Source organism: Ruegeria sp. R13_0 (genome assembly GCF_017743995.1).
Taxonomy (GTDB): Bacteria; Pseudomonadota; Alphaproteobacteria; order Rhodobacterales; family Rhodobacteraceae; genus Ruegeria.
This window is the reverse complement of record NZ_JAGHRB010000010.1, coordinates 27,641-49,887: the sequence shown is the minus strand read 5'-3', so window position 1 is coordinate 49,887 and position 22,247 is coordinate 27,641. Positions and strand designations below refer to the sequence as shown.

Annotated in this window: 20 protein-coding genes; 12 read left to right on the top strand and 8 right to left on the bottom strand. The window is 59.6% G+C overall.

The annotated features are described in order from the left end of the window. The first annotated feature begins 179 nt into the window (after positions 1 to 179). Positions 180 to 1,580: an amidase gene (locus J7394_RS14215; RefSeq protein ID WP_209254125.1), complete on the top strand. Its 1,401-nt coding sequence runs from the start codon at positions 180 to 182 to the stop codon at positions 1,578 to 1,580. 23 nt (positions 1,581 to 1,603) lie between these two features. Further along, positions 1,604 to 2,377: a DUF2189 domain-containing protein gene (locus J7394_RS14210; RefSeq protein ID WP_209253897.1), complete on the top strand. Its 774-nt coding sequence runs from the start codon at positions 1,604 to 1,606 to the stop codon at positions 2,375 to 2,377. On the opposite strand, the gene J7394_RS14205 is transcribed toward J7394_RS14210, so the two are convergent. The 3 genes from J7394_RS14205 to J7394_RS14195 form a co-directional block, all read right to left on the bottom strand. Beyond that, the gene (locus J7394_RS14205) at positions 2,374 to 3,075 is read right to left on the bottom strand and encodes a helix-turn-helix domain-containing protein (RefSeq protein ID WP_247748229.1); all 702 of its coding nucleotides are present in this window, start codon (positions 3,073 to 3,075) and stop codon (positions 2,374 to 2,376) included. The genes J7394_RS14210 and J7394_RS14205 overlap by 4 nt on opposite strands. 280 nt (positions 3,076 to 3,355) lie before the next feature. Beyond that, complete coding sequence (gene ilvN, locus J7394_RS14200) at positions 3,356 to 3,916, bottom strand: acetolactate synthase small subunit (RefSeq protein WP_170373979.1); 561 nt, start codon at positions 3,914 to 3,916, stop codon at positions 3,356 to 3,358. Positions 3,917 to 3,982: 66 nt separating this feature from the next. Continuing rightward, positions 3,983 to 5,734 carry an acetolactate synthase 3 large subunit gene (locus J7394_RS14195; protein ID WP_209253895.1) on the bottom strand — a complete coding sequence of 584 codons (1,752 nt, stop codon included), beginning with the start codon at positions 5,732 to 5,734 and terminating at the stop codon, positions 3,983 to 3,985. Positions 5,735 to 6,159: 425 nt separating this feature from the next. Here J7394_RS14195 and J7394_RS14190 point away from each other — a divergent pair, with 425 nt between their 5' ends. Continuing rightward, positions 6,160 to 7,005: a hypothetical protein gene (locus J7394_RS14190; RefSeq protein WP_209253893.1), complete on the top strand. Its 846-nt coding sequence runs from the start codon at positions 6,160 to 6,162 to the stop codon at positions 7,003 to 7,005. Between the two features lie 46 nt (positions 7,006 to 7,051). Continuing rightward, positions 7,052 to 7,435, top strand: a complete 384-nt coding sequence (locus tag J7394_RS14185) for a VOC family protein (RefSeq protein WP_209253891.1) — start codon at positions 7,052 to 7,054, stop codon at positions 7,433 to 7,435. Positions 7,436 to 7,778: 343 nt separating this feature from the next. Here the strand turns inward: J7394_RS14185 and J7394_RS14180 are convergent, their stop codons facing one another. Further along, positions 7,779 to 8,417, bottom strand: a complete 639-nt coding sequence (locus J7394_RS14180) for a response regulator transcription factor (protein ID WP_209253889.1) — start codon at positions 8,415 to 8,417, stop codon at positions 7,779 to 7,781. After that, positions 8,414 to 9,847, bottom strand: a complete 1,434-nt coding sequence (locus J7394_RS14175; protein WP_209253887.1) for a cache domain-containing protein — start codon at positions 9,845 to 9,847, stop codon at positions 8,414 to 8,416. Before J7394_RS14175 ends, J7394_RS14180 begins: the two co-directional genes overlap by 4 nt. Before the next feature lie 248 nt (positions 9,848 to 10,095). Between J7394_RS14175 and J7394_RS14170 the strand changes: the two genes are divergently transcribed. The 3 genes from J7394_RS14170 (at position 10,096) to J7394_RS14160 (ending at position 14,597) form a co-directional block, all read left to right on the top strand. Further along, on the top strand, positions 10,096 to 11,178 hold the full coding sequence (locus J7394_RS14170; RefSeq protein ID WP_209253885.1) for a TRAP transporter substrate-binding protein: 1,083 nt from the start codon (positions 10,096 to 10,098) through the stop codon (positions 11,176 to 11,178). Positions 11,179 to 11,298: 120 nt separating this feature from the next. Beyond that, positions 11,299 to 12,225, top strand: a complete 927-nt coding sequence (locus tag J7394_RS14165; RefSeq protein WP_209253883.1) for a TRAP transporter small permease subunit — start codon at positions 11,299 to 11,301, stop codon at positions 12,223 to 12,225. A 17-nt stretch (positions 12,226 to 12,242) separates the two neighbouring features. Beyond that, complete coding sequence (locus J7394_RS14160) at positions 12,243 to 14,597, top strand: TRAP transporter large permease subunit (RefSeq protein ID WP_209253881.1); 2,355 nt, start codon at positions 12,243 to 12,245, stop codon at positions 14,595 to 14,597. Between the two features lie 139 nt (positions 14,598 to 14,736). Here the strand turns inward: J7394_RS14160 and J7394_RS14155 are convergent, their stop codons facing one another. The 3 genes from J7394_RS14155 to J7394_RS14145 form a co-directional block, all read right to left on the bottom strand. After that, on the bottom strand, positions 14,737 to 15,561 hold the full coding sequence (locus tag J7394_RS14155) for an arginyltransferase (RefSeq protein ID WP_170707778.1): 825 nt from the start codon (positions 15,559 to 15,561) through the stop codon (positions 14,737 to 14,739). Between the two features lie 75 nt (positions 15,562 to 15,636). Continuing rightward, complete coding sequence (locus J7394_RS14150; protein ID WP_170482976.1) at positions 15,637 to 16,068, bottom strand: RDD family protein; 432 nt, start codon at positions 16,066 to 16,068, stop codon at positions 15,637 to 15,639. 66 nt (positions 16,069 to 16,134) lie between these two features. Then, positions 16,135 to 16,557, bottom strand: coding sequence for a DUF2852 domain-containing protein (locus J7394_RS14145; protein WP_170373967.1), 423 nt, complete (start codon positions 16,555 to 16,557; stop codon positions 16,135 to 16,137). A gap of 143 nt (positions 16,558 to 16,700) precedes the next feature. Between J7394_RS14145 and J7394_RS14140 the strand changes: the two genes are divergently transcribed. The 5 genes from J7394_RS14140 (at position 16,701) to J7394_RS14120 (ending at position 22,233) form a co-directional block, all read left to right on the top strand. After that, positions 16,701 to 17,087 carry a DUF4440 domain-containing protein gene (locus tag J7394_RS14140; protein ID WP_371812017.1) on the top strand — a complete coding sequence of 129 codons (387 nt, stop codon included), beginning with the start codon at positions 16,701 to 16,703 and terminating at the stop codon, positions 17,085 to 17,087. Positions 17,088 to 17,136: 49 nt separating this feature from the next. After that, complete coding sequence (locus tag J7394_RS14135) at positions 17,137 to 19,914, top strand: glutamine-synthetase adenylyltransferase (protein ID WP_209253879.1); 2,778 nt, start codon at positions 17,137 to 17,139, stop codon at positions 19,912 to 19,914. A 1-nt stretch (position 19,915) separates the two neighbouring features. Beyond that, the gene (locus J7394_RS14130) at positions 19,916 to 20,188 is read left to right on the top strand and encodes a hypothetical protein (RefSeq protein WP_209253877.1); all 273 of its coding nucleotides are present in this window, start codon (positions 19,916 to 19,918) and stop codon (positions 20,186 to 20,188) included. A 303-nt stretch (positions 20,189 to 20,491) separates the two neighbouring features. Next, positions 20,492 to 21,694 (top strand): RSP_2647 family RNA methyltransferase, encoded by a 1,203-nt coding sequence (locus J7394_RS14125; protein WP_209253875.1) that lies wholly within the window; start codon positions 20,492 to 20,494, stop codon positions 21,692 to 21,694. After that, complete coding sequence (locus J7394_RS14120; RefSeq protein WP_209253873.1) at positions 21,691 to 22,233, top strand: RSP_2648 family PIN domain-containing protein; 543 nt, start codon at positions 21,691 to 21,693, stop codon at positions 22,231 to 22,233. The genes J7394_RS14125 and J7394_RS14120 overlap by 4 nt, the downstream gene beginning before the upstream one ends. The last annotated feature ends 14 nt before the right edge of the window (positions 22,234 to 22,247 follow it).

Here is a 22,247-nt window from a genome sequence, read left to right as displayed (position 1 = left end):
GGGCGCTGCCCCCGCCGCGGCAAGCCGCGACTCCCCCGAAATATTTTTAGCCAGATGAAGGGGATCCGGGTGGCGGTTGGCCATTCGGGAAAAGATGTATTTAAACAATGGGTTTTATTGGTCGGGGTGCGCGGCTAGGCTGGAATTGAACCAAACAGATCGAGGTGATTGAAACCCGGATGGATGTCACTCAGCTTTCCGCAAAGACGCTGGTCGATCAGCTGTCATCTGATGCTGTTTCATCGGTCGAGGTGATGGCTGCGACGCTGGATCGTATTGGGGCCGTAAATGGAGCGGTCAATGCGATTGTGGCACTGCGCGGCGCGGATGACCTCATGGCAGAGGCGGCGGCATTGGATGCGGGTCCTAATCGGGGGCCATTGCATGGGTTGCCGATTGCTGTGAAGGATCTGGTCAACGTCGCCGGGATAGTGTCAACGCAAGGATCGCCGCTGTTTCGCGATTTTGTGCCCGAACAGGACGATCTGATTGCGGCGCGGATGCGCGCGGCGGGGGCGATCTTGATTGGCAAGACCAACTCGCCCGAGTTTGGGCTTGGCTCGCACACGTTCAACCCTGTCTATGGAGCAACCCGGAACCCTTATGATGGGGCGCGCACATGTGGAGGGTCGTCCGGTGGCGCGGCGGTTGCTTTGGCGACGGGGATGGTCGCGTTGGCCGATGGCTCGGACATGATGGGAAGTCTGCGCAACCCGGCCGCGTGGAACAACGTTTACGGATTTCGCCCTAGCTGGGGGCGGGTACCGTCGGAACCCGCTGGAGATGGGTTTCTGCATCAGTTGTCGACTTTGGGGCCAATGGCGCGCAGCCCTGAAGATCTGGGGCTATTGCTCGACGTGATATCAGGCGCTGATCCCCGGTCGCCTTTGGTCGCGGATGCTGGGAACGTGAGTCCCGTTCAAGCCGCTGATCTTCGCGGGGTTCGGATTGGTTGGTTGGGAGATTGGGGCGGCGCATTTCCGATAGAGGACAGCATTCTGGATCTTTGCCGCGATGCCCTAGGTGTTTTCGAAGAACAAGGCGCAGTGGTCGAACATGTGTCTCCTCCCTTCGATGCCGAAAAGATGTGGGGCAGTTGGGTTACCCTGCGGTCCTGGGCGGTGGCGGCGGGATTGCAGCCGTTGCAGGGCAAATCAGAGGCCTTGAAGGACAGCGCACAGTGGGAGTTGGAGCGTGGCCTGATGCTATCCGCCATGCAGGTGCACGAGGCCAGCGTTACCCGGTCGGAGTGGTTCCGGCGGGCGGCTGGGCTGTTTCAGGACTATGATGTTTTGGTTCTGCCGGCCGCACAGGTCTGGCCCTTCGATATCGAGACGCCGTATCCGCGTGAGATCATGGGGCGAGTGATGGATACCTATCATCGCTGGATGCAGGTGACAGTGCCGGTCAGCCTAATTGGCTTGCCCTGTATGGCTGCGCCTGCCGGGTTCGGAGCGGAAGGCCTGCCAATGGGCTTTCAGCTAATTGGGCCCAAAGGGTCAGATGCGCGACTGCTGTCCATGGGTACGGCGTATCACGAGGCAACGACATGGCCGCAGAAAAGGCCCGCGATGAGATAGGGCCAGACGGGGAGGAGAAACAGATGGAAAGACCTTTCGGAGCGCCTCAGATGCGCCCTGTTGACAGTGGGATGCTGAAACAGGCGATGCGGCGGGCGTGGGTTGACCTTCGCAGGGCGCCTCTGTTCGGCTTGATATTTGCGGGATTCTATGTGCTGGCGGGTTGGGCGATCGCCTGGGTGACACTCCAGTCGGGAACAAGCTATTGGCTGGTCCTCGCCGCGATCGGGTTCCCTCTGATCGGACCGTTTGCAGCGGTCGGGCTGTATGAGGTATCGCGTCGTCTGGAGGCCCGGGAGGATCTTGATTTTAAAGCGATATTCGGGGTCGTGCTGCAGCAGAGCCGTCGCCAGTTGCCCTCAATCTGCGCGATCATCGTGGTGATGTTTCTGTTCTGGTTCTTTTTGGGCCATATGATCTTTGCCCTGTTCATGGGGCTGTCGACGCTGACGAACGTTTCCTCGTCGCTCGAAGTGTATCTGACGGCGAACGGGTTGATGATGCTGGCCGTAGGGTCGGCCGTCGGGGCTGTCTTTGCCACCATCCTCTACATGATCACCGTGCTGTCCATCCCGATGCTGTTGGACCGCGAGCTGGATTTTGTGACGGCAATGATCGAAAGTTTCTCCTACGTGAGGGACAACTTTCCGGTCATGATCGGGTGGGGCATTTTCATCGCCGTGCTGACGTTTGTTGCGATGGTGCCGTGGTTCCTGGGATTGCTGCTGGTGCTGCCACTTTTAGGTCATGCAAGCTGGCACCTGTATCGCCTGATCTGCGAGGGTGGCCCGAGCTAGCGCCGTTCGTCGGGCCTGTTGGCCCTTATCAGCTTGCGCGCGGCACCAAGCGCATCTGTTGCATCCTGCCCCAATCGGGTCAGGGTCACGGGGCGCGCATCGTCTTTGTCCGGGCGGGTGTAGCTTGTGCCTTGCCAGAGGGTATCTTTCTTGCTGATCACATAAACCCGGCTGTTCTGGCCGTTGCGACCGGAAATCAGCATGTAGACATAATCGCCGGAACAGCTTGCTATGCCGCGCACCTCTCGTGCCATGGATGGGCTGCCGGGCATGACGCTGCGCGGTGTGAAGCCGCGGATCAACGTGCATTGCGGCAGCCGTTTGGCGTGCAAAACGAAGGACGTTCGGGTGTCAGTCGCCGCATAAAACCCTGGCGGAAAGGTGCAGTCGTGGGTGGCCTGAGCGCCCGAGCCGAGGAATTGCGTCAGAGTGGCGTTCACATGATGCGTATTGGCATCCGGGATGTCGTCAAGCGGGGTAAGAACGATACGGGCATCCACATCGAAGAAGCGACACATCCGGTCCAGAACATCCGCGCGCGGAAAGCTCTCGCCTGCAAGATATCTGTTGAACTGCGTTCGGTTGATGCCCAGTTCGCGGCACAATGCAGAAATCGAAGGGTAGTTTCGTGCCAAGCGTCTGAGGTTTGAACCGAACATGGCGCGAAGTTCGTCCGGGCTGCGCGTATCCTCTGGCATCGGTTCCCCCTGCATCGGCGGTTTCAGTCGTGAAAACAGCGGTGCGGACCGGCGGACCGGATGTGTGACCGAAATCGTAAAGATGACCCCAAAGCAACGTTTCCCCACGCCGCGTTGCACTTGAGATGCTAATCGGACGTAGGGTAAAGGCAATAGGTATTTGTCTGTTGGGGGTGATCTTTACGGTTAATTTGCAGGCTTTTTTGCGCAAAGTATCAAATAGATACTTGCCGTAAAAAGCGAAAGGTCCCGGGGATGCCCTGCCGGGACCTTGCAGTTGTTAGTCGCCGCGCAATAGGGCGGCCACGCCAGTTCTGGCGATTTCGACCAGCCCCAACGGGCGCATGAGGTCAGCAAAAGCATCGATCTTGTCGGGCGCGCCCGTGATCTCAAATATGAACGAGTTCAACGTGCTGTCGACCACATTGGCGCGGAAGATATCGGCCAGACGCAGCGCCTCGACCCGCTTGTCGCCTTCGCCAACGACCTTGATGATCGCCAGTTCCCGCTCGACAGAGGGGCCTTCGACCGTCAAGTCATGGACCTCGTGAACCGGCACGATGCGGCCCAGCTGTGTTTTGATCTGTTCGATCACCTGCGGGGTACCGGTGGTCACGATGGTGATGCGGCTGAGGTGTCCTGTATGGTCGACCTCGGCCACGGTCAGGCTTTCGATGTTGTAGCCACGGCCCGAAAACAAGCCGATCACGCGGGCCAGAACGCCCGGTTCGTTCTCGACCAGAACCGCAATCGTATGGCGCTCCTGCACGTCCGAAAAGGTCGGGCGTAGGTTATAGGCCGAATGGCGGGTAGAGCCTTTTTTGATATGTAGGGCAGACATTTACGTCCCTTTCATCATCTTGCGAAAACCGGGCGTCGGACGCCCGGTTAATTCCGACGAATGTTGTTAAACCAGAACCGAACCTTTGGAATCGATCACGCCTTGCGTTTCGGCCTCGCCCAGCAGCATCTCGTTATGGGCTTTGCCCGACGGGATCATGGGGAAGCAGTTCTCGTGCTTTTCAACAAGGCAATCAAAGATCACCGGACCGTCGTAGTTGATCATCTCCATGATCGCGTCGTCCAGATCGGCTGGGTCAGAGCACAGGATGCCCTTGGCCCCGAAGGCCTCGGCGAGTTTGACGAAATCGGGCAGGGCCTCGGACCACGAATGCGAGTAGCGCTCCCCATGCAGCAACTCTTGCCACTGGCGCACCATGCCGAGGCGTTCGTTGTTCAGAATGAACTGTTTCACCGGCAGGCGGTACTGAACGGCGGTGCCCATTTCCTGCATGTTCATCAGCCATGAGGCCTCACCCGCGACGTTGATGACCAGCGCGTCGGGATGCGCCATCTGCACACCGATCGAAGCCGGAGTGCCATAGCCCATCGTGCCCAGACCGCCCGATGTCATCCAGCGGTTGGGGTCCTCGAACCCAAGGTACTGCGCCGCCCACATCTGGTGCTGACCAACTTCGGTCGTGATGTAGCGATCGTGGTTTTTCGTCAGCTCTTCAAGGCGTTGCAGCGCGTATTGCGGTTTGATCGTCTTCTCGCTGTTGGTGTAGGCGAGGCAGTTGACCTTGCGCCAGTCGGCAATCTGCTCCTGCCACTTGGCGACGGAGGCCGCATCGGTCTTACGTCCGCGCGATTTCCAGACCTTCAGGATATCTTCCAGCACATGGGCGACGTCGCCGACGATCGGGATGTCGACGCGGATCACCTTGTTGATCGAGGACGGATCAATGTCGATATGCGCCTTTTTCGAGTTCGGCGAGAACGCGTCGATCCGCCCGGTGATCCGGTCGTCGAACCGCGCGCCGATGTTGATCATCAGGTCGCAATCATGCATCGCCAAGTTGGCCTCGTAGAGACCATGCATCCCCAGCATGCCCAGCCAGTTCTCACCCGAAGCCGGATAAGCGCCAAGGCCCATCAGGGTCGAGGTGATCGGGAAACCCGTCGCATCCACCAGTTCACGCAGCAATTGGCTGGCTGCGGGGCCCGAGTTGATGACGCCGCCGCCGGTATAGAACACGGGTTTCTTGGCGGTTTCAATCGCGGCGACCAGTTCGGTGATCTCTTCAAGATCACCCTTCAGGACAGGCTGATAGTGCGAGGTTGAGGCCTTGGGACCGGTATAGTCACCTGTTGCAAACTGCACGTCCTTGGGGATGTCGATCAGCACCGGACCCGGACGGCCTGAGGTGGCGACGTGGAACGCCTCGTGCATGGTTTCAGCCAGCGAATCCGTGTCCTTCACCAGCCAGTTATGCTTGGTGCAGGGGCGGGTGATGCCAACGGTGTCGGCCTCTTGGAACGCATCCGAGCCGATCATGAAGGTCGGAACCTGACCGGTCAGAACAACAATCGGGATCGAGTCGAGCAGCGCATCCGTCAAACCGGTGACCGCGTTGGTCGCGCCGGGGCCGGATGTCACCAGCGCAACGCCGGGTTTACCGGTCGAGCGGGCGTAGCCTTCGGCCGCGTGGACCGCGCCTTGTTCATGCCGTACCAGGACGTGGCGAATGTCGTTTTGCAGAAAGATCTCATCATAGATCGGTAGGACGGCGCCACCGGGATATCCGAATACTGTGTCCACGCCCTGGTCCTTGAGGGCCTGAACCACCATCTTTGCGCCGGTCATCTCACGTGTCATCTGCTTTGCTCCGTTCGCGACATGTGTCTTGCGTTTGCCAAAAAAAAGCCCCCGAGGTTTTCGGAGGCGCATGGGTTCGATTGTGGTTTTCCGTTACCGGCCCATACGCGTGTTTCCTACGATTACGACTAGCGTGTTCATCGCCAGAGGCTCCTTATCAGCTTGCAGGGGACATTATGTTCGGCACGACGGAGCGTCAACAGGCAATCGTATGAATTTCATGACCGGATTGATGAATTTTGCGACATTTTGTTGCGCAAAATGCCGCATGTCGGGAATTTCCGGTAAAACAGAAGGGGCCGCGTGGTGTTTTGACGGATTTCCGACTTGTCTAAATCCGCCAACGCGATGTCTGAAATGAACCAGAAGCGCGTCATGTGCTGCGGCAGGCTGCCTTGTATGAGTGGCAAACAGGGAGGTCGGCCTTGCTGCAGGAACTCGTGGATTTGGGGCGCTATCCGATTGATCGTCCGGACTCGACCGCGTACCGCCAGTTGATCGGTGATCTGCGCCGAGAGCTTGAGCATGACGGTTGCGCGGTTTTGCCGGGCTTTGTGCATGAGGCCGGGTTGGAGCAGTTACTGGCAGAGGCAGATGCCGTCGCGCCCAAGGCTCACCGGTCCTTCAACCGTACGAATGTCTATTTCACCAAGGATGACCCCAGCTATGGGATCGGTCATCCGGTGCGTCGGTTCTATGACCGGTCGAATGCATTTGTACCTGCGGACAATTTCCCAGGATCAGGTCCACTGCGGCGCATCTATGAGTTCGACGGTTTTCTGCCTTTCATTCGCGAAGCGCTGGATGAGCCTGAGGATCGGTTCTTCCGCTATGATGACCCGTTGGCGGATGTCATCATCAATGTCGTGGAAGCGGGGCAGGGGTTTCCCTGGCATTTCGACACCAACAATTACACCGTGACTCTGGCCATTCAGAACGCTGAGACAGGCGGTGCGTTTGAATATGCCCCGGACCTGCGCAGTTCAGACGACGAGAATTTTTCGGCGGTAAGGGCTGTTCTGGATGGCAATATGCAGGCCGTTCACCGTATCGACTTGCAGCCCGGTGATCTGCAAATTTTCATGGGGCGCTATGCCCTGCACCGCGTTGCGCCGGTTGAAGGCGCGCGCAAACGCTATGTTGGCATCTTCTCGTTTGTGGATACCGAAGGCATGTGTGGCGGGGTTGAGAGGACACGTCAGCTCTATGGTCGGGTTCTGCCGCATCACTACGCGCGAGAGGGCCGCCGGGCCGATGAACTGTTGGACTGAGTCGCCGACACAGATAGGCTAGGGCCCATTCAGAGAGGGCTTTGGCATGGCACGTATATTGCAACTCACTCCGTTTGTTTTGTGTTCTTCGTTGCAGAACCAGATTGATTTCTATTGCGACCGTTTGGGATTCAGCTGCGGGTTTAGGCAGGAAAATTATGCGTTTCTGTCGCGCGGGCCGGTGGCCATTCGGCTGCTGGAATGCCCGCCGCGAGACGATGGAAAGCTGCTGGGGGAAGAGCAGTCCTATTACATAGATGTCGAGGGGGTTGATGCGCTGTATGACAGCCTCAGGTCGGGTTTGGAGGATTTGCCGGATGGACGTGTGCGCCCTCCGTTTGATCAACCGTATCAGCAGCGCGAATTTCACGTCATTGACGAGGATGGGACGTTGATTTTTTTCGGCGAGGATATCAGGCCGCGCGGGTGACCCTCCCGACCATCGTCAAAGCGCCTGCGGCGCGCCTCCTCTGGTTGGGCCGGGCAGCGCGTGCCGCGCTGCGGTGGCTTAGGGTCAGGACCCATTCATCTTGCGCCACTGGCGCGCAAACGGCAAAAAAGCAGTGGTTTTGAGCGCGCCGGGACTGGCGGCGTAAATTCCAAGCGATCAAAGCCGCTGCTTTGCGGCGGTTCACGCGTCCGAAGGATTTGGCTGACTTTACTTCTGAGCTGCGTTACTTCCCTTTGAAATAGAACCACTATTCCTGCAGGGAAGTGCCTTGTCAGAACCAAAATCAGTCAAACCAGCGGTGCAAGATGAATGGGTCCTGACCCTAGAAGCCGACGCCGGTGCCCTGCAAGACGCCATGTTCCAGCGCATAGCGGGTCAGGCCCGCTGTTGAGGAGATGCCCAGTTTGCGTTTGATGTTTTTGCGGTGGGTTTCGACCGTCCGGACCGAGATATCGAGTGCCAGGGCGACTTCCTTGTTGGATTTGCCCTGCGCCAGTTCCAGAAGGATGGTCTGTTCGCGCCCGGTAAGGGCTTCGCGGGCGCTGTCGCCTTTGGGCTTCAAGGACCCGCTGGCGCCGGTGCATAGATATTGCTCGCCCTTCATCACGGCATCGATCGCCTGTTTGATCTCATCCGTGGGGACGTCTTTCAGCACATAGCCTTTGGCCCCGTGGCTGAGAGCGGTCGAGATATATTCGGGGCTGTCATGCATCGACAGGATTAAAATGCGAGTCTCGGGCAGGCGTTCGAGTATCAGTTCGGTCGCGCTCAGGCCGCCGAGGCCTGGCATGTTGAGGTCCATCAGGATCACGTCGGGGGTCAACTCGGCCGCATGATCAACGGCGGCCTGACCGCTGCCCAGAGTACCGACGACCTCAATCTCGTCATAGCTTTCGAGGATCGACTGGATGCCCTCGGCCACCATGGGGTGATCGTCGACAATAAGGACTCGGATGGTCATGTCCCGGCCTTTCGGTTCGGTGTTGCGTCTTCCTGCGGCGGCAGTAGGTGGCTGAGGGGCAGGCTGACTTCGATCACCGTGCCCCCGTGCGGACCGCGTGATGACAGAATACGCAGCGTGCCGTCAAGCTGTTCGATCCGTTCCTGCATGTTGCGTAGCCCGATGCCGGTGCCGCTCTGATCTGGTTCAGAGCGCAGCCCGCGCCCGTCATCGGTTATCCGCATGGTCGCGCCTTTCTTGTGCCCGCGCAGGTCGATTGTAACATGCGAGGCGTCTGCGTGGCGCTCAATATTGGTCAAAGCTTCTTGAGCGATGCGGTAGAGGGCGATCTTGCTGTCCTGATCCAGCCGGTTGCGGAAGACAACGGTCGAAAACTCGGTTTCGATCCCGGTGCGCTCGCGGAAGTCGTCGGTCAGCGCCTTGAGGGCCGGGCCGAGGCCCAGATCATCCAGCACACCAGGGCGCAGATCGCGGCTGATGCGGCGCACTTCGGTGATCGCCGTGCCAAGGTGATCAATTCCTTTGTCCAATGGGGCCTGCGCGCCCGCGTCATCGCCTCGTGACAAGCGCCTTCGCGCATTGTCTAGCGCATAGCGCACGCCGACAAGGATCTGGCTGATCCCGTCATGCAGCTCGCGCGCGACGCGGCCGCGTTCTTCTTCCTGTGCGTCGAAGACCCTCTGGGTCAGCTCTTTCAGCTTGGCATCCGCCAGCCGCCGCTCGCGTATGTTTAGCAACATGCCCGAGGCAAAGACGATCAGAACCGAGGCCACAACGATGGCGCCAATATACATGAAGGTGCGCTGGACCCGGTCCTCGACCTCGGCGCGGGCATTGGCGACGGTGGCCAAAATGTCGTCGATGAAGACACCTGTACCTACGGCCCAACGCCAATCCTGCAGACCCACGACATAGGCAATCATCTGCGCCTCTTCCCCGGTCGAGGGCTTTTCCCACATAAAACTGTGCCAGCCCGCACCTTGGCGCGCCAAACGGATGAACTCATCCACGACCGGAGTACCGTCGCTGTCGGTCAGACCGTCCCAATTGCGGTTGATGAACTGGGTCTGGCGGGGGCTGACAAGGTTCGTGCCGTCGTAGTCATATACAAAGAAGAACCCGTCCTGCCCGTAGATCATCGCTGAAAGGATCTGGGTGACCAGCGTCTTGGCGACATCATCGTCAGGTTCGGCGCGCCCGTAGATATGAGCAAACCCGTTGCGCGCCTGTGTGACGTAGTTCTTCAGTTCTTCCTTCTTGGCTTCGATCAGGCGCAGCTCCAGCGCCTGTATTTCGCGCTCGGATGTTGCACGGGCCTGATAGGCGACCAGAAAGGCAATGGCCGCGACGGCAACGACCAGAGGGATGGCCGCAACCAAAGACAGTTTCTGCGCATAAGTCAGCGAAACCAGATGTCGGAGTCTTTGCATGGTCGAATCGATACGCAAGCGGCGCCGAAAATGCAAAAAGATTGAGCGTTTCTGGGGGTAAATGGCCTCGGGAACGGGGCATGGCTGGCTTTTTTGCCGAATTTATCTGCGAAAAACGGGCAGAAATTCGGGTTTCTACGCAGTAGTAGGTATTCCCTTTCATATCGCTGCCTCTAGGCTCCGATCCATTGAAAGCGACAGGCCCGGACACCTCCGGGTGATGACTTATGAAGGGGAGGAACACTCATATGGATCGTCGTTCATTTCTAAAGAAATCTGCTCTGGGCGGCTCGGCAGCTGCGGCAACCGCACTGGCGGCACCGGCTTATGCGCAGGGTCAGCGGACCCTGACCATGGTGACCTCGTGGGGTCGTGGTCTGGCCGGCGTGTTCGACAGCGCGCAGCGTTGCGCCGACAGCATCAACGCGATGTCCGATGGCAGCCTGAATGTTGAAATCAAAGCAGCAGGCGAACTGGTTGGCGCGTTCGAAGTGTTCGACGCCGTTTCGTCCGGTCAGGCCGACATGTACCACGCGGCTGACTACTACTTTGTGGGTCAGCACCCGGGATATGCCTTCTTTACCGCTGTTCCGTTCGGCATGACCGCGCAGGAACTGGTGAATTGGTACTACCACGACGGCGGCATGGAGCTGCATGACGAGTTGGGCTCGATCTTCGGCCTGAAATCCTTCCTGGCGGGTAACACCGGCGCGCAGGCAGGTGGCTGGTACTCGAAAGAGATCAACGGCCCCGAGGATTTCCAGGGTCTGAAGTTCCGTATGCCAGGTCTGGGTGGCCAGGCGCTGGGCAAACTGGGCGCATCGGTTCAGAACATCCCGGGCTCGGAAGTGTATCAGGCGCTGTCCTCGGGTGCGATTGACGGCACCGAGTGGATTGGGCCTTGGGCGGACGAAAAAGCGGGTTTCCAGGAAATCACCAAGACCTACTACACCGCGGGCTTCCACGAGCCGGGCGCAGGTCTGTCGCTGGCAACCAACCGCGACGTGTTCGACGAACTGACACCTGCCCAGCAGAAGATCATCGAGATCGCAGCTGCCGAAGCGCACCAGTGGAACCTGGCGCAGTTCCTGGCCAACAATGGCGCAGCGCTGCAGCGTCTGCAGTCGGGTGGCGTGAAGGTCATGGAATTCCCGGACAGCGTTTGGGATGCGTTTGGCAAGGCTTCGCAAGAGGTTCTGGACGAGAACATGGGCGACGAGTTGTTCGCACGGATCCACGACAGCGCCATGACGTCGATGGCGGCATCGTCGGGCTGGAACAACCTGTCGTCGGGTGCTTACACCGCTCAGCGCGACCGCGTTCGCGGCTAATCCCAAGTGAACTGACCAAACGGTTTCCCCGCAATCGCGGGGAAGCCTTTCTTGTTGCATATGCGCGGCCTCATCATGCCGCTATAATTTGCAGTGCAACTGACGTGACCCGGGGACAACATGCAGGACGATAACGGTATCTCGTTTTTCGGCGCCCTGTGGAATGGACTGATCTGGTTCATTCAGAACATTGCCGAAGCCTTCTATAATTTTGGATATGCGATCACGCATCCGCAGCTGTGGCTGGATTGGTCCGACAAAGAATCCATCATGCGCTTTGTCTACTACGGGGGCTCGGTCGAGTTCTTCTTCGTGGTTTTCACGCTGTTTCTGGTGCTGACGGCCATCGGCCTTTACTACCGCAACGTGATGTGGGGCATGGTGCGCGGGCTGGAGGCCTTCGCCAACACGACCGGGCGTTTCTTTGCCTGGGCGGGTTTGCTGATGGTGATCCAGCAGATCGTTATCGTGTTCATGCAGCGTGTCTTTGCCCGGCCTGACATGTCCTTCGGTCTGGGTATTCCGTTCAGTCAGGACATCAGCTGGTTTGCCGAAGAACTGAAGCTCTATAACGCGATGGTCGTCTGCCTGTGCTGCACCTACACCTTCGTGCAGGGCGGGCATGTGCGGGTTGACCTGATCTATGCCGGTATCAGCCACCGCGCCAAGCGGGTGGTCGACATGTGCGGCGCGATGCTGTTCATGATGCCCATGGCCGTGCTGACCTGGATGTATGGCTGGTACTTCATGTGGCGGCACCTGATCGTGCCGAAACCCTCGGCCAGTGATGCGTTGGACCGTTTGCTGACGAAGTCGCGCGCATTGCGGTGGAACGTAGAGACCATCGGCTTCAGCCCGAACGGGTTCAACGCGTATTTCCTGTTCAAAATCCTGCTCGTGATCTTTGCGGGCATGGTGTTCCTGCACGCGGTTGCCTTCCTGTGGCGGTCGTATCTGGAATACGTGGAAGGGCCGGAAAGCGCCGGAAAATACCTCGACAAGGATAGCCTTGGTGAGGGTGAAGAAGCCTACGAAGGCGCACATTAAGGACGGAGACCAAGACAATGCTATTCGGACTTGATGGCGTCGAGATAGGCCTCATTATCGTATTCTTTTGCCTTTTCGGAGGCATCCTCTCAGGCTTCCCGGTGGCCTTCGCCATCGGTGGGGCAGGTGTGATCTCGTTCGGGATCATCGCCGCGCTGGACAGCGCCGGATTGCTGATCCACCAGGCGATTGACACAAGCTCTCAAGCTTACCGAGACCTGGTGAATTCCGGGGTCAAGCCCGATGCAGTCTCGGTCTTCCGATACCCGGACTTACCAAGGATAGGCGAGCCGGTCTTCCCCTCAGGCTGGGAAACCGCGCTGGACCGCAACGTTTCCTTCATCGTCAACCGCATGAACGAACGGGTTCTGGCCGGTCAGTCGATTGAAACCCTTCTGGCCGTGTTGATGTTCGTTCTGATGGGCATCACGCTGGAGCGTTCCAAGATCGCCAACGACCTGCTGACAACGATGGCGCGCGTCTTTGGACCGTTGCCCGGTGGTCTGGCCGTGTCGATTGTTGTTGTGGGCGCGTTTCTGGCCGCCTCGACCGGGATCGTTGGTGCGACCGTGGTGACCATGGGCCTTCTGGCGCTGCCGACGATGTTGCGAAACAACTACTCGCCTGAGTTGGCGACAGGTGTGATCGCGGCCTCGGGGACGCTGGGGCAGATCATCCCACCCTCGATCGTGATCGTTCTGTTGGGCACTTTGGCGGGTGACCTGTATTCGACCGCGCAAGAATCGCGCGCGGTGGAGGCCGGGTGTACCGACGCTTTGACCTATCTGGGTGAACCGGCGGTTGTGTCCGTCGGAACCTTGTTCCAAGCGGCCTTGTTGCCGGGGATCATGCTGGCGCTGCTCTATGCGCTCTATGCCTTTGGTTATGCGCTGCTGAATCCGGACAAGGCTCCGGCGGTTGAAATGTCGGGCGGCTCCGGTGAGACGATCACTCGGTCTGAGGGACTGACCTGGCTGCTGGGTGCGCCGGTTGCGATCATCGTCGGTGCGGTGCTTCTGGGCAGCGCGGGTGTGATCGGTAGCCAGAACATCTCGGTCTCTGCTTTCTCGGATGTGGGGCAGGGTGCGTCTTTGCGCACGAATGTCTCGGCTGAGTGTCAGGCTTCAATGATCGAGCTGCATGGCCAATCCGCCTGGGATCAGGCCGTGGCCGAGCAAGAGGCAATCGACGCCGCCGGTGGCGTTGCCAGCGCTGAGCGCCTGAGCGAGGAAGAACTCGCCGCCGCCCGTGACGCCAAGATCGCAAATGCGGCTCCTATCGGAACCGGTGTTTCGATTGTTGTGGTGCTGCTGGCGCTGACCTTGGTTCTGGGTCGTGGCATCGCGCCTTCACGCTCGCCGCAACCTCTGATCGTTGGGGCGATTGGCCTGTTGTTGATGCTGTTGGTGGATATTCTCTTCATCCAGCCGACAACCTCATCCGGGGCAACATTCGTGTTGCTGGCGATTCCCTTCGCCATCGCGATCTACGGCTGTAAAGAGGCCGCCGCGCGCTGTGCCACCAACGATCTGATCCGAGTGGTGTTCCCACCGCTGGTTCTGATCATCGCGGTGCTGGGTTCGATCCTTGGCGGTGTCACCAACCCGACGCCTGCTGCGGCACTGGGCGCCGGTGGTGCGATTATGCTGGCTGCTTACCGCAAGCTGCAGGATCAGGGCCGGTCCGGGAGTGTAATCATCTGGTCGACCTTTGCAGTCATCATCTGTCTGCTGATGGGCGTGAATTTCGATCTGCGGATCAATCAGGGCAATGTCCCGGTTGAGACTTGGATCGCGTTTATCATGGCCTACGCGACATACCTCTACGCGCTGTTCGGTCTGTTGTTCGGCTGCTGGGTCCTGTTCTCTAGCGGGGTACTGACACCGGTGGTGCGCGAGACGGCCAAGGTGACCTCGATGGTGTTTACCATCCTGATCGGGTCACAGCTGCTGAACCTTGTGGTGATCTCGTTCGGGGGTGAGCATTACATCCAGCAGTTCCTGCGCAGCTTTGACAACGAGTTCACGGTCTTCCTGATCGTGATGCTGGTGCTGTTCATTCTGGGCTTTGTGCTGGACTTCCTTGAGATCATCTACATCGTGATCCCCATTGTTGGGCCGGTGATCTATGGCGGGTCGTTCGATCCGAAATGGGTGACTATCATGGTGGCGGTGAACCTGCAGACATCGTTCCTGACGCCTCCGTTTGGGTTCGCGCTGTTCTACCTGCGAGGGGTCGCCCCTAAAGAGGTGACGACCGGCCATATCTATCGCGGCGTCGTACCGTTCGTGATCATACAGGTCGTCGGTATTGCGATCCTGTGGTTCTTCCCGAGTATCGTGACCATCGTGCCGGATCTGATCCCGAATTGATGGGTTGGCTTTAAAGTGAATAGAAAAAGGGGGCCTTTGGGCCCCCTTTTGCTGTATTGGGTGTGAATTAAGGGGCCAGCCCCTTCTTGGCCTTTGGCCAATTCATCCCCGGGATATTTGTGGCCAGATGAAGAGCGGATCAGGGTTTGGTCGGGTGGCGGTCGGGCAGTTGGATGTTTGCCACTTGCTCGGCTATGGGGGCCGAGGCGAGAGGGTGATGCGAGGCATCTGCGAAAGCCTCGGGGTTGGAGATTTTCTGCCATTGACCTTGGACGTAGGCCTCTAGTCCCGAAAACTTGGCTTTGTAGCCCATTTTCGGGCTGCCTGGGACCCAGTAGCCCAAGTAGATGTATGGCAGGCCGGCCTCACGCGCGATCTCGATATGGTCGAGGATCATGTAAGTGCCCAAGGAATTCTGCGGCTGGTTTGGATCGTAGAAGGAGTAGACCATGCTGAGGCCGTCATCCAGAACATCGGTCAGGCTGACAGCGATCAGGTTTCCGGTTTCAGGGTCGGCATATTCCACAACGCGGCTGCGGATCGGGGTTTCCTCGATCATCGCGGCGAATTCGAACACGTCCATATCGGCCATGCCGCCATCAGCGTGGCGGGTATCGAGGTAGCGGCGGAACAGTTCGTACTGATCGTCGGTGGCCCAGGGCGAGGTTGCGCGGCGTTCAAGGTAGCCATTGCGTTTGGCCGCGCGCTTCTGGCTTTTGGTCGGGCGGAAGGCGGAGACGTCGATACGGGCGGAAAGGCACGCGGCGCAATCGGTGCAGGACGGACGATAGAGGACGTTCTGCGACCGGCGAAACCCCTGTTGAGACAGTGAATTGTTCAACTGATCCGCGCCTGCGCCTTGCAGAGCGGTAAAGAGTTTGCGCTCCATCCTGCCCTCAAGGTAAGGGCAGGGCTGGGGGGCCGTCACATAGAATTGTGGCGCAATTGGCAGCGTGTGTCGCATGAAGGTCCCATGTAGCCTCGGACCGGATGATAGCAACGGATTTTCAAGCCGCCAAGTGATTCAAGTGTGTAGCGCTCAAGCCCGTTGGTTGATCATGACCGTGCCAAGGAAGGCATCCGTCAGACCCTGGCAACGCGCGCTGGTCAGCATCATGATGACAGACACGATCTGAACCACGAAGAACGCCATGCTGATGAAGTATCCGGCCGTGTGGGCCACCGCTTTGCCCATATCCATGCGTTCGCCGAACGCGTCGCGCAGCTCGATCCCCATGAACCGCATGCCAAGCGTGGCAGACCCGTTCGAGATCGTGATGACCCGGTAGACAAAGCTGATCACGGCATAGATCAGCGGCAGGAAGAACAGCCCGGCCCCAAGTGTCAGGAAGACGGGTACGATGCATAGAAGTGAGATAAAGGCGATGTCGAACAACCATGCGACAAAGCGCTTGGTTGCGACGGACTGGTAGAACTCGGGTTGAGTATCGGGATCGGGCAGGTGGTTCATGGTCATGTTTCCGAAAGGGAGGGTCGTGCTACCCTGTCCCGAATGATCGGGACAGAGCAAGTCAATTCAGGCCGGTTCGCCTTTGCCATCGTCTTCGTGGTTTTCACGGGCGCGTTCATCCATGAACTGGTCGAACTCAGCTTTGTCTTTGGCTTCGCGCAGGCGGCGCAGGAAGGCTTCGAAATCCTGCTGTTCACGCTCCAGACGGGCCAAGGTGTCGGCCTTGTAGGCGTCAAAGGCGCTGTTGCCTGATGGCTTCATTGCGCTCATGTGACTATGCCAGGATTTGCGGCGGCTGCAGGACTTGCTGAACATGCGTTTGCTCCAGATCATATAGGCCAGAAGGGCGAGGCCCACGGGCCAGAAGAAGATGAACCCAAGAACCATGGCGGCGATCCAGGCGCCTTTGCCTTTGTCGTCCATCCAAGCCTCGGCACGATAGAGCCACCCCGGATTTGCGGGTGCGGCGGGTTCGGACAATGCGGTCATGTGGTCTCTCCTGGGGTTGATGTAAATTCCTTTCACATGATCTAGATGGGGAGCGCTTGCGGGGTTGCAAGGGGTCTATGTGAAAAAGATTTACATTTTCAGATTTGGTTGACGGCGCAGGTCTCGGACAGCAGGGTGCAGGCATGATGACTGAGAACACAACCGCACCAGCACTCGCAGAGATAGTGAAGCTGGAAAAGCAGGTATGGTCTGCTCTGGTAACAGGCGACGCCCACGCTGACAGGGCGCTTCTGAGCACTGATTTCTTGGGTGTCTACCCCTCGGGTTTTGCAAATCGGGACGATCATGTCGGGCAGTTCGCTGAGGCTCCGACAATGGCGGAATTCAAGTTGAGCGAAGAGCGCCTGCGGATTTTGACCCCGAATATCGTATTGCTGTCCTATCGGGCCGACTATGTGCGACCGGGCGCGGAGGAGTGGGAGGCGATGCTCATATCTTCCCTTTGGGAGCGTCGGGCAGGCGCTTGGATCAACAGTTTCAGTCAGGACACTCCGGTCGAACAGGAATAATGCGTTTGCCGCATTGACCTTGCCGCCCAGCGGTGCGCAGGGTCCGGTTATGACAGAGAGTTTGACCATCAACCGTCTGCCGCGCGCGTTCGACCAATCCTTGGGCGATGAAACCCGCGCTTTGCTTGCCGATCTGACGACTGAGCAAGGCGATTTGATCGCCGGAACGGCAGGGTCCAGCCCATATCTGAAGGGCCTGATCGAGCAGGAAAGAGAGTGGTTGCCACAGGCTTTGCACCAGCCGGACAACGCCTTGGCTGAGGTGATGCAGACCGCGCGTACCCTTGCGCCGGATCAGCTCAAGCCGGGTCTAAGGCTGGCCAAGCGGCGGATGGCTGTACTGACCGCCTTGGCCGATATCGCAGGCGCTTGGCCGCTGGAAAAGGTCACAGCAGCGCTGACCGATTTTGGCGCGCTGGCGGCGGATGTGGCCGCAAAGGCCGAGATTGCTGCCCTGATCCGCCGCGAGAAGCTGCCCGGAATGACCGAGGATGATGTCGAGACCGCCGCCGGGATGGTCATCCTCGCGATGGGCAAGATGGGCGCGCATGAGTTGAACTACAGCTCGGATATCGACCTGATCGTTCTGTTTGATGAGACGCGCTTTGACCCGGATGACTTCTATGAGGCCCGTCACGGAATGGTGCGAGCCACGCGCAATTTCTGCGCCACGCTCAGCGACAAAACCGCGGATGGCTATGTCTTCCGTACCGATCTGCGCCTGCGGCCCGATCCGGCGGTGACGCCGGTCTGCATGGCGATGGAGGCGGCTGAACGGTACTACGAAAGCCTCGGCCGCACATGGGAGCGGGCCGCCTATATCAAAGCGCGCGCCTGCGCGGGGGATATTGCGGCCGGAGAGCGGTTTCTGGACACCCTGAAACCCTTTGTCTGGCGTCGCCATCTGGACTTTGCCGCCATTCAGGACGCTCATGACATGCGTCTGCGCATTCGTGAAAACAAAGGCACGGGCGGTAGCCTCTCGATCCCTGGTCATGATATGAAACTGGGGCAGGGCGGTATCCGAGAGATTGAGTTTTTCACCCAGACCAGGCAATTGATTGCAGGCGGGCGCGACCCCGATCTGCGCATGCGCGGTACGGTGCCCGGGCTGGCGGCTCTGGCGCAAAAGGGCTGGGTGCCGGAAGAGGTTGCTGAAAAACTGACCGATCACTACCGCGCGCATCGCGAGGTCGAACATCGCATTCAGATGATCCACGACGCTCAGACCCACAAGGTCCCTCAATCTGAAGACGGGATCGAACGGGTCGCCTGTCTGATGGGGCTTAGTAGCGATGATCTGACCAGGGATCTGACCCGTCGCCTGACCGAGGTGCATGAGCTGACCGAAGGCTTCTTCGCACCGGGTGCGGGGCCCGCACCAACGCCCGCACCTGAGGTGACGTTCGACCAGAATATCCTCGCCCGCTGGGCCACATATCCGGCCCTAAGGTCCCAGCGCGCGCGGCGCATCTTCGACCGGTTGAAGCCCGAGCTCCTCTCGCGCCTTGCCAAAACCGCGCAACCCGATGAGGCGCTGTTGGCGCTGGATGGGTTTCTGGCGGGCCTGCCAGCGGGTGTTCAGTTGTTCTCGCTCTTTGAGGCCAACCCGCATCTGATCGACCTTTTGATCGACATTGTTGGCACCTCGCACGCGCTGGCGTCCCACCTGTCGCGCAACGCTTCCGTTTTTGACGCGGTGATCGGAGGCAGTTTCTTCAGCGATTGGCCCGGTTTGGAGGCTTTGCAGGCCGAGTTGGTAGAAGCACTGGCGCAGGAAACAGACTATGAAACCCAACTCGATCTGGCGCGGCGCTGGTGCAAGGAATGGCATTTCCGCATTGGCGTGCACCACCTGCGCGGCCTGATCGATGGGGCGCAGGCTGGCCGGCAATATGCCGAGCTTGCGCAAGCCGTCATCGCCGCGATCTTACCTTATGTGACGGAAACCTTCGCCCGCAAACACGGCCCGGCACCGGGGCGCGGAGCGGCCATTCTGGGCATGGGGTCGCTGGGGGCAGGGCGGATCAACTCGCAATCTGATCTGGATATGATCGTGATCTACGATCCGCTCGATCAGGACATGTCCGACGGTCCTCGTCCACTTGCCACGCGCACCTATTACGCTCGGTTCACGCAGGCGCTGATCACGGCGCTGTCGGCGCCGATGTCCCAGGGTCGGCTTTATGAGGTCGACATGCGCCTGCGCCCCTCGGGCAATCAGGGGCCTGTGGCCACCAGTTGGGCCAGTTTCACGCACTACCAACAGGAGGAGGCCTGGGTGTGGGAACATCTCGCCCTGACCCGCGCGCATGTCGTCGCCGGAGACGCGGGCTTGGCGCAGGACATCGAAACCTTCCGAACCGAACTGCTGTCGCGCCCTCGGGAGGCAGACAAAGTTTTGCGCGAAGTGGCCGAAATGCGGACACGTCTGGCGGCGGCCAAGGCTCCGGCGGGCGTTTGGGATGCCAAAAACGGCCCGGGCCGGATGATGGATATCGAGTTGATGGCCGAGACAGGCGCGCTGATGGCAGGCCTCGCAAACCGGGATGTGATGTCTGGCCTCGACGGGGCGGTCGCTGCCGGTTTGTTGGATGTCGCGCAGGCACAAACATTGAAGGACAGCTACGATCTATGCTGGTCGGTACAATGCGCGGCGCGGCTGCTTTCGGGCAAGGTGATCGAGGCGGACAAGATCGGCGAGGGCGGAGCGGCCTTCCTGTGCCGCGCCACTCGGTTCGAACAGGTCGAAGCGCTGCACTCCGCGTTGCAGGATAGCTACTCCACCGCCGCCGAAATCATCGGCAGCGTAATCAAAGAGGATTAAGATGGCGCGCAGCACTGACCCAAACGACCCCAAGGGCCTGATCCGCGAGGCGTATAACATCGAAGGCATCGCCATGCCCGAATGCCGCAGCATCTTTCTGGACTGGGCGCTCAGCCTGCCCGATGGCGTGGACCAGAAACAGGCTCTGGCCGAGTTGCATGCGGCCTATTCCGCACAGGAAGCCGATCATCCCATGACACAGGTGATGACCGAAGGGCTGCAGGCCGCCCAAGCGCCCACGCGACGCGGGGGCTGGCGCTCTCGCCCGCGTTAGGGGCAGGACCCATTCATCTTGCACCGCTGGCGCGTGAACGGCAAAAAAGCAGTGGTTTTGAACGCGCCGGGACTGGCGGCGTCAATTCCAAGTGATCAAAGCCGCTGCTTTGCAGCGGTTCACGCGTCCGAAGGATTTGGCTGATTTTGGCTCTGAACTGCGTTACGTCCCTTTGAAATAGACCCACTATTCCTGCAGGGAGGTGCCTTGCCAGAACCAAAATCAGTCAAACCAGTGGTGCAAGATGAATGGGTCCTGACCCTAGGGGTTTTCCTTCGGGCTGTTCGCGACTATGAGGCGGTCATGACCCAAGCCGCTGACCGCCCCCGTATCCGCCTGAAACCCAAAGCCAATGCGCGCGGGCTGCGCCATGGGTTCCCATGGGTCTATTCCAATGACATCGTTACCGACCGGCGCACGCGCAAAATCCCTGCCGGGGCGCTGGCCGTGCTTGAGGATGACAAACGCGCGCCGATCGCTCTGGTCGCGGTCAACCCCGAGTCGAAAATCATGTGTCGCGTTCTGGATCGCGATATTGAGGCCGATCTGAACGCGGACTGGTTCGAGACCCGCCTGCGCCGCGCGCTTGAGATGCGCCAACGCCTGTTCGAAGCGCCATACTATCGCCTGATCCACGCCGAGGCCGATGGCTTTCCCGGTGTGATCATCGACCGTTTCGGCGATGCCTGCGTGATCCAGCCCAACGCCGCCTGGGCTGAGGCGCATCTGGAGGTGCTGACCGACGCACTGGTCAAGGTGACCGGCGTGACAACCGTTCTGAAAAACGCCTCGGGCCGGACCCGCGGGTTGGAGGGGTTGGATGACGTCAACCAAACCCTGCGCGGAACCGCGCCTGACGCGCCTCTGCCTGTTCCCATAAACGGTGCGACCTACATGGCCGACCTGACCGGTGGTCAGAAAACCGGCCTGTTCTACGATCAACGTCCCAACCACGCTTTTGCGGCGTGTTTGGTGCATCCCGAAGCTCAGGTGCTGGACGTGTTCAGCCATGTGGGCGGCTTCGGCCTCGCCATGTTGGCCGGTGGGGCGGCGCAGGCACTATCCGTCGATGGCTCTGCCGCCGCGTTGGATCTTGCCACCAAAGGGGCCGTAGCAAGCGGATGTGCTGACCGGTTCCAGACCCGCCAAGGCGACGCCTTCGATGTGCTGACGCAACTGGGCGAAGAGGGCGCGCAGTTCGACGTCGTCATCTGCGACCCGCCCGCCTTTGCGCCGTCAAAACAAGCCCTCGACGCCGGCCTGCGCGCCTATGAACGCATCGCCCGCCTCGCAGCCCCACTGGTCAAATCCGGTGGCTATTTGGGCCTCTGCTCCTGCTCTCATGCTGCCGATCTGGGCCGCTTCCGCGATGCCTCATCCCGCGGGATCGGACGGGCCGGGCGGCAAGCGCAACTGATCCACACCGGTTTTGCCGGACCGGATCATCCGCAACTGCCTCAACTGGCCGAAAGCGGTTACCTCAAAGCCGTATTCTACCGGCTGTGAAGGCGGTTCTGGATACCTGCGTCATCTACCCGACGGTGATGCGAGAGATGCTGCTGGGCGCGGCCAAACTGGGCCATTTCACCCCAATCTGGTCCGCGCGCATCCTCGAAGAATGGGCCCGTGCCGCCCGTAAACTCGGCCCCGAAGGCGAAGCACAGGCCCGAGCCGAGATCGCTCTAGCCCGAGCGCAATGGCCCAAAGCCGAACGCAAGGTCGCAATGGGTATCGAACAGCGTCTCTGGCTGCCCGACAAGGCCGACATCCATGTGCTGGCTACGGCCATTGAGGCCTCGGCGGATGTCATCGTCACCGTCAACGCCAAGGATTTCCCCAGAAACACCCTGTCAGAAGAGGGGCTTGAGCGCCGCGACCCGGACAGTCTGCTCCACAGCTTCTGGCAAACCGACCCCACAGGCATGACGGAGGCGGCCAACGCGGTCCTGTCCGAAGCTAACCGCCTGTCCGGCGATCAATGGACCCTGCGCGCGCTCATGAAAAAGGCCCGCCTGCCGCGCCTTGGCAAAGCCCTGACCACCTAGGCGGGATCCTCCTT

Coding starts and splice junctions, on each gene's coding strand:
- J7394_RS14215 (WP_209254125.1), top strand. CDS start 180: ATGGATGTCACTCAGCTTTCCGCAAAGACGCTGGTCGATCAGCTGTCA.
- J7394_RS14210 (WP_209253897.1), top strand. CDS start 1,604: ATGGAAAGACCTTTCGGAGCGCCTCAGATGCGCCCTGTTGACAGTGGG.
- J7394_RS14205 (WP_247748229.1), bottom strand. CDS start 3,075: ATGCCAGAGGATACGCGCAGCCCGGACGAACTTCGCGCCATGTTCGGT.
- ilvN (WP_170373979.1), bottom strand. CDS start 3,916: ATGTCTGCCCTACATATCAAAAAAGGCTCTACCCGCCATTCGGCCTAT.
- J7394_RS14195 (WP_209253895.1), bottom strand. CDS start 5,734: ATGACACGTGAGATGACCGGCGCAAAGATGGTGGTTCAGGCCCTCAAG.
- J7394_RS14185 (WP_209253891.1), top strand. CDS start 7,052: ATGGCACGTATATTGCAACTCACTCCGTTTGTTTTGTGTTCTTCGTTG.
- J7394_RS14180 (WP_209253889.1), bottom strand. CDS start 8,417: ATGACCATCCGAGTCCTTATTGTCGACGATCACCCCATGGTGGCCGAG.
- J7394_RS14175 (WP_209253887.1), bottom strand. CDS start 9,847: ATGCAAAGACTCCGACATCTGGTTTCGCTGACTTATGCGCAGAAACTG.
- J7394_RS14170 (WP_209253885.1), top strand. CDS start 10,096: ATGGATCGTCGTTCATTTCTAAAGAAATCTGCTCTGGGCGGCTCGGCA.
- J7394_RS14165 (WP_209253883.1), top strand. CDS start 11,299: ATGCAGGACGATAACGGTATCTCGTTTTTCGGCGCCCTGTGGAATGGA.
- J7394_RS14160 (WP_209253881.1), top strand. CDS start 12,243: ATGCTATTCGGACTTGATGGCGTCGAGATAGGCCTCATTATCGTATTC.
- J7394_RS14155 (WP_170707778.1), bottom strand. CDS start 15,561: ATGCGACACACGCTGCCAATTGCGCCACAATTCTATGTGACGGCCCCC.
- J7394_RS14150 (WP_170482976.1), bottom strand. CDS start 16,068: ATGAACCACCTGCCCGATCCCGATACTCAACCCGAGTTCTACCAGTCC.
- J7394_RS14145 (WP_170373967.1), bottom strand. CDS start 16,557: ATGACCGCATTGTCCGAACCCGCCGCACCCGCAAATCCGGGGTGGCTC.
- J7394_RS14140 (WP_371812017.1), top strand. CDS start 16,701: ATGATGACTGAGAACACAACCGCACCAGCACTCGCAGAGATAGTGAAG.
- J7394_RS14135 (WP_209253879.1), top strand. CDS start 17,137: ATGACAGAGAGTTTGACCATCAACCGTCTGCCGCGCGCGTTCGACCAA.
- J7394_RS14130 (WP_209253877.1), top strand. CDS start 19,916: ATGGCGCGCAGCACTGACCCAAACGACCCCAAGGGCCTGATCCGCGAG.
- J7394_RS14125 (WP_209253875.1), top strand. CDS start 20,492: ATGACCCAAGCCGCTGACCGCCCCCGTATCCGCCTGAAACCCAAAGCC.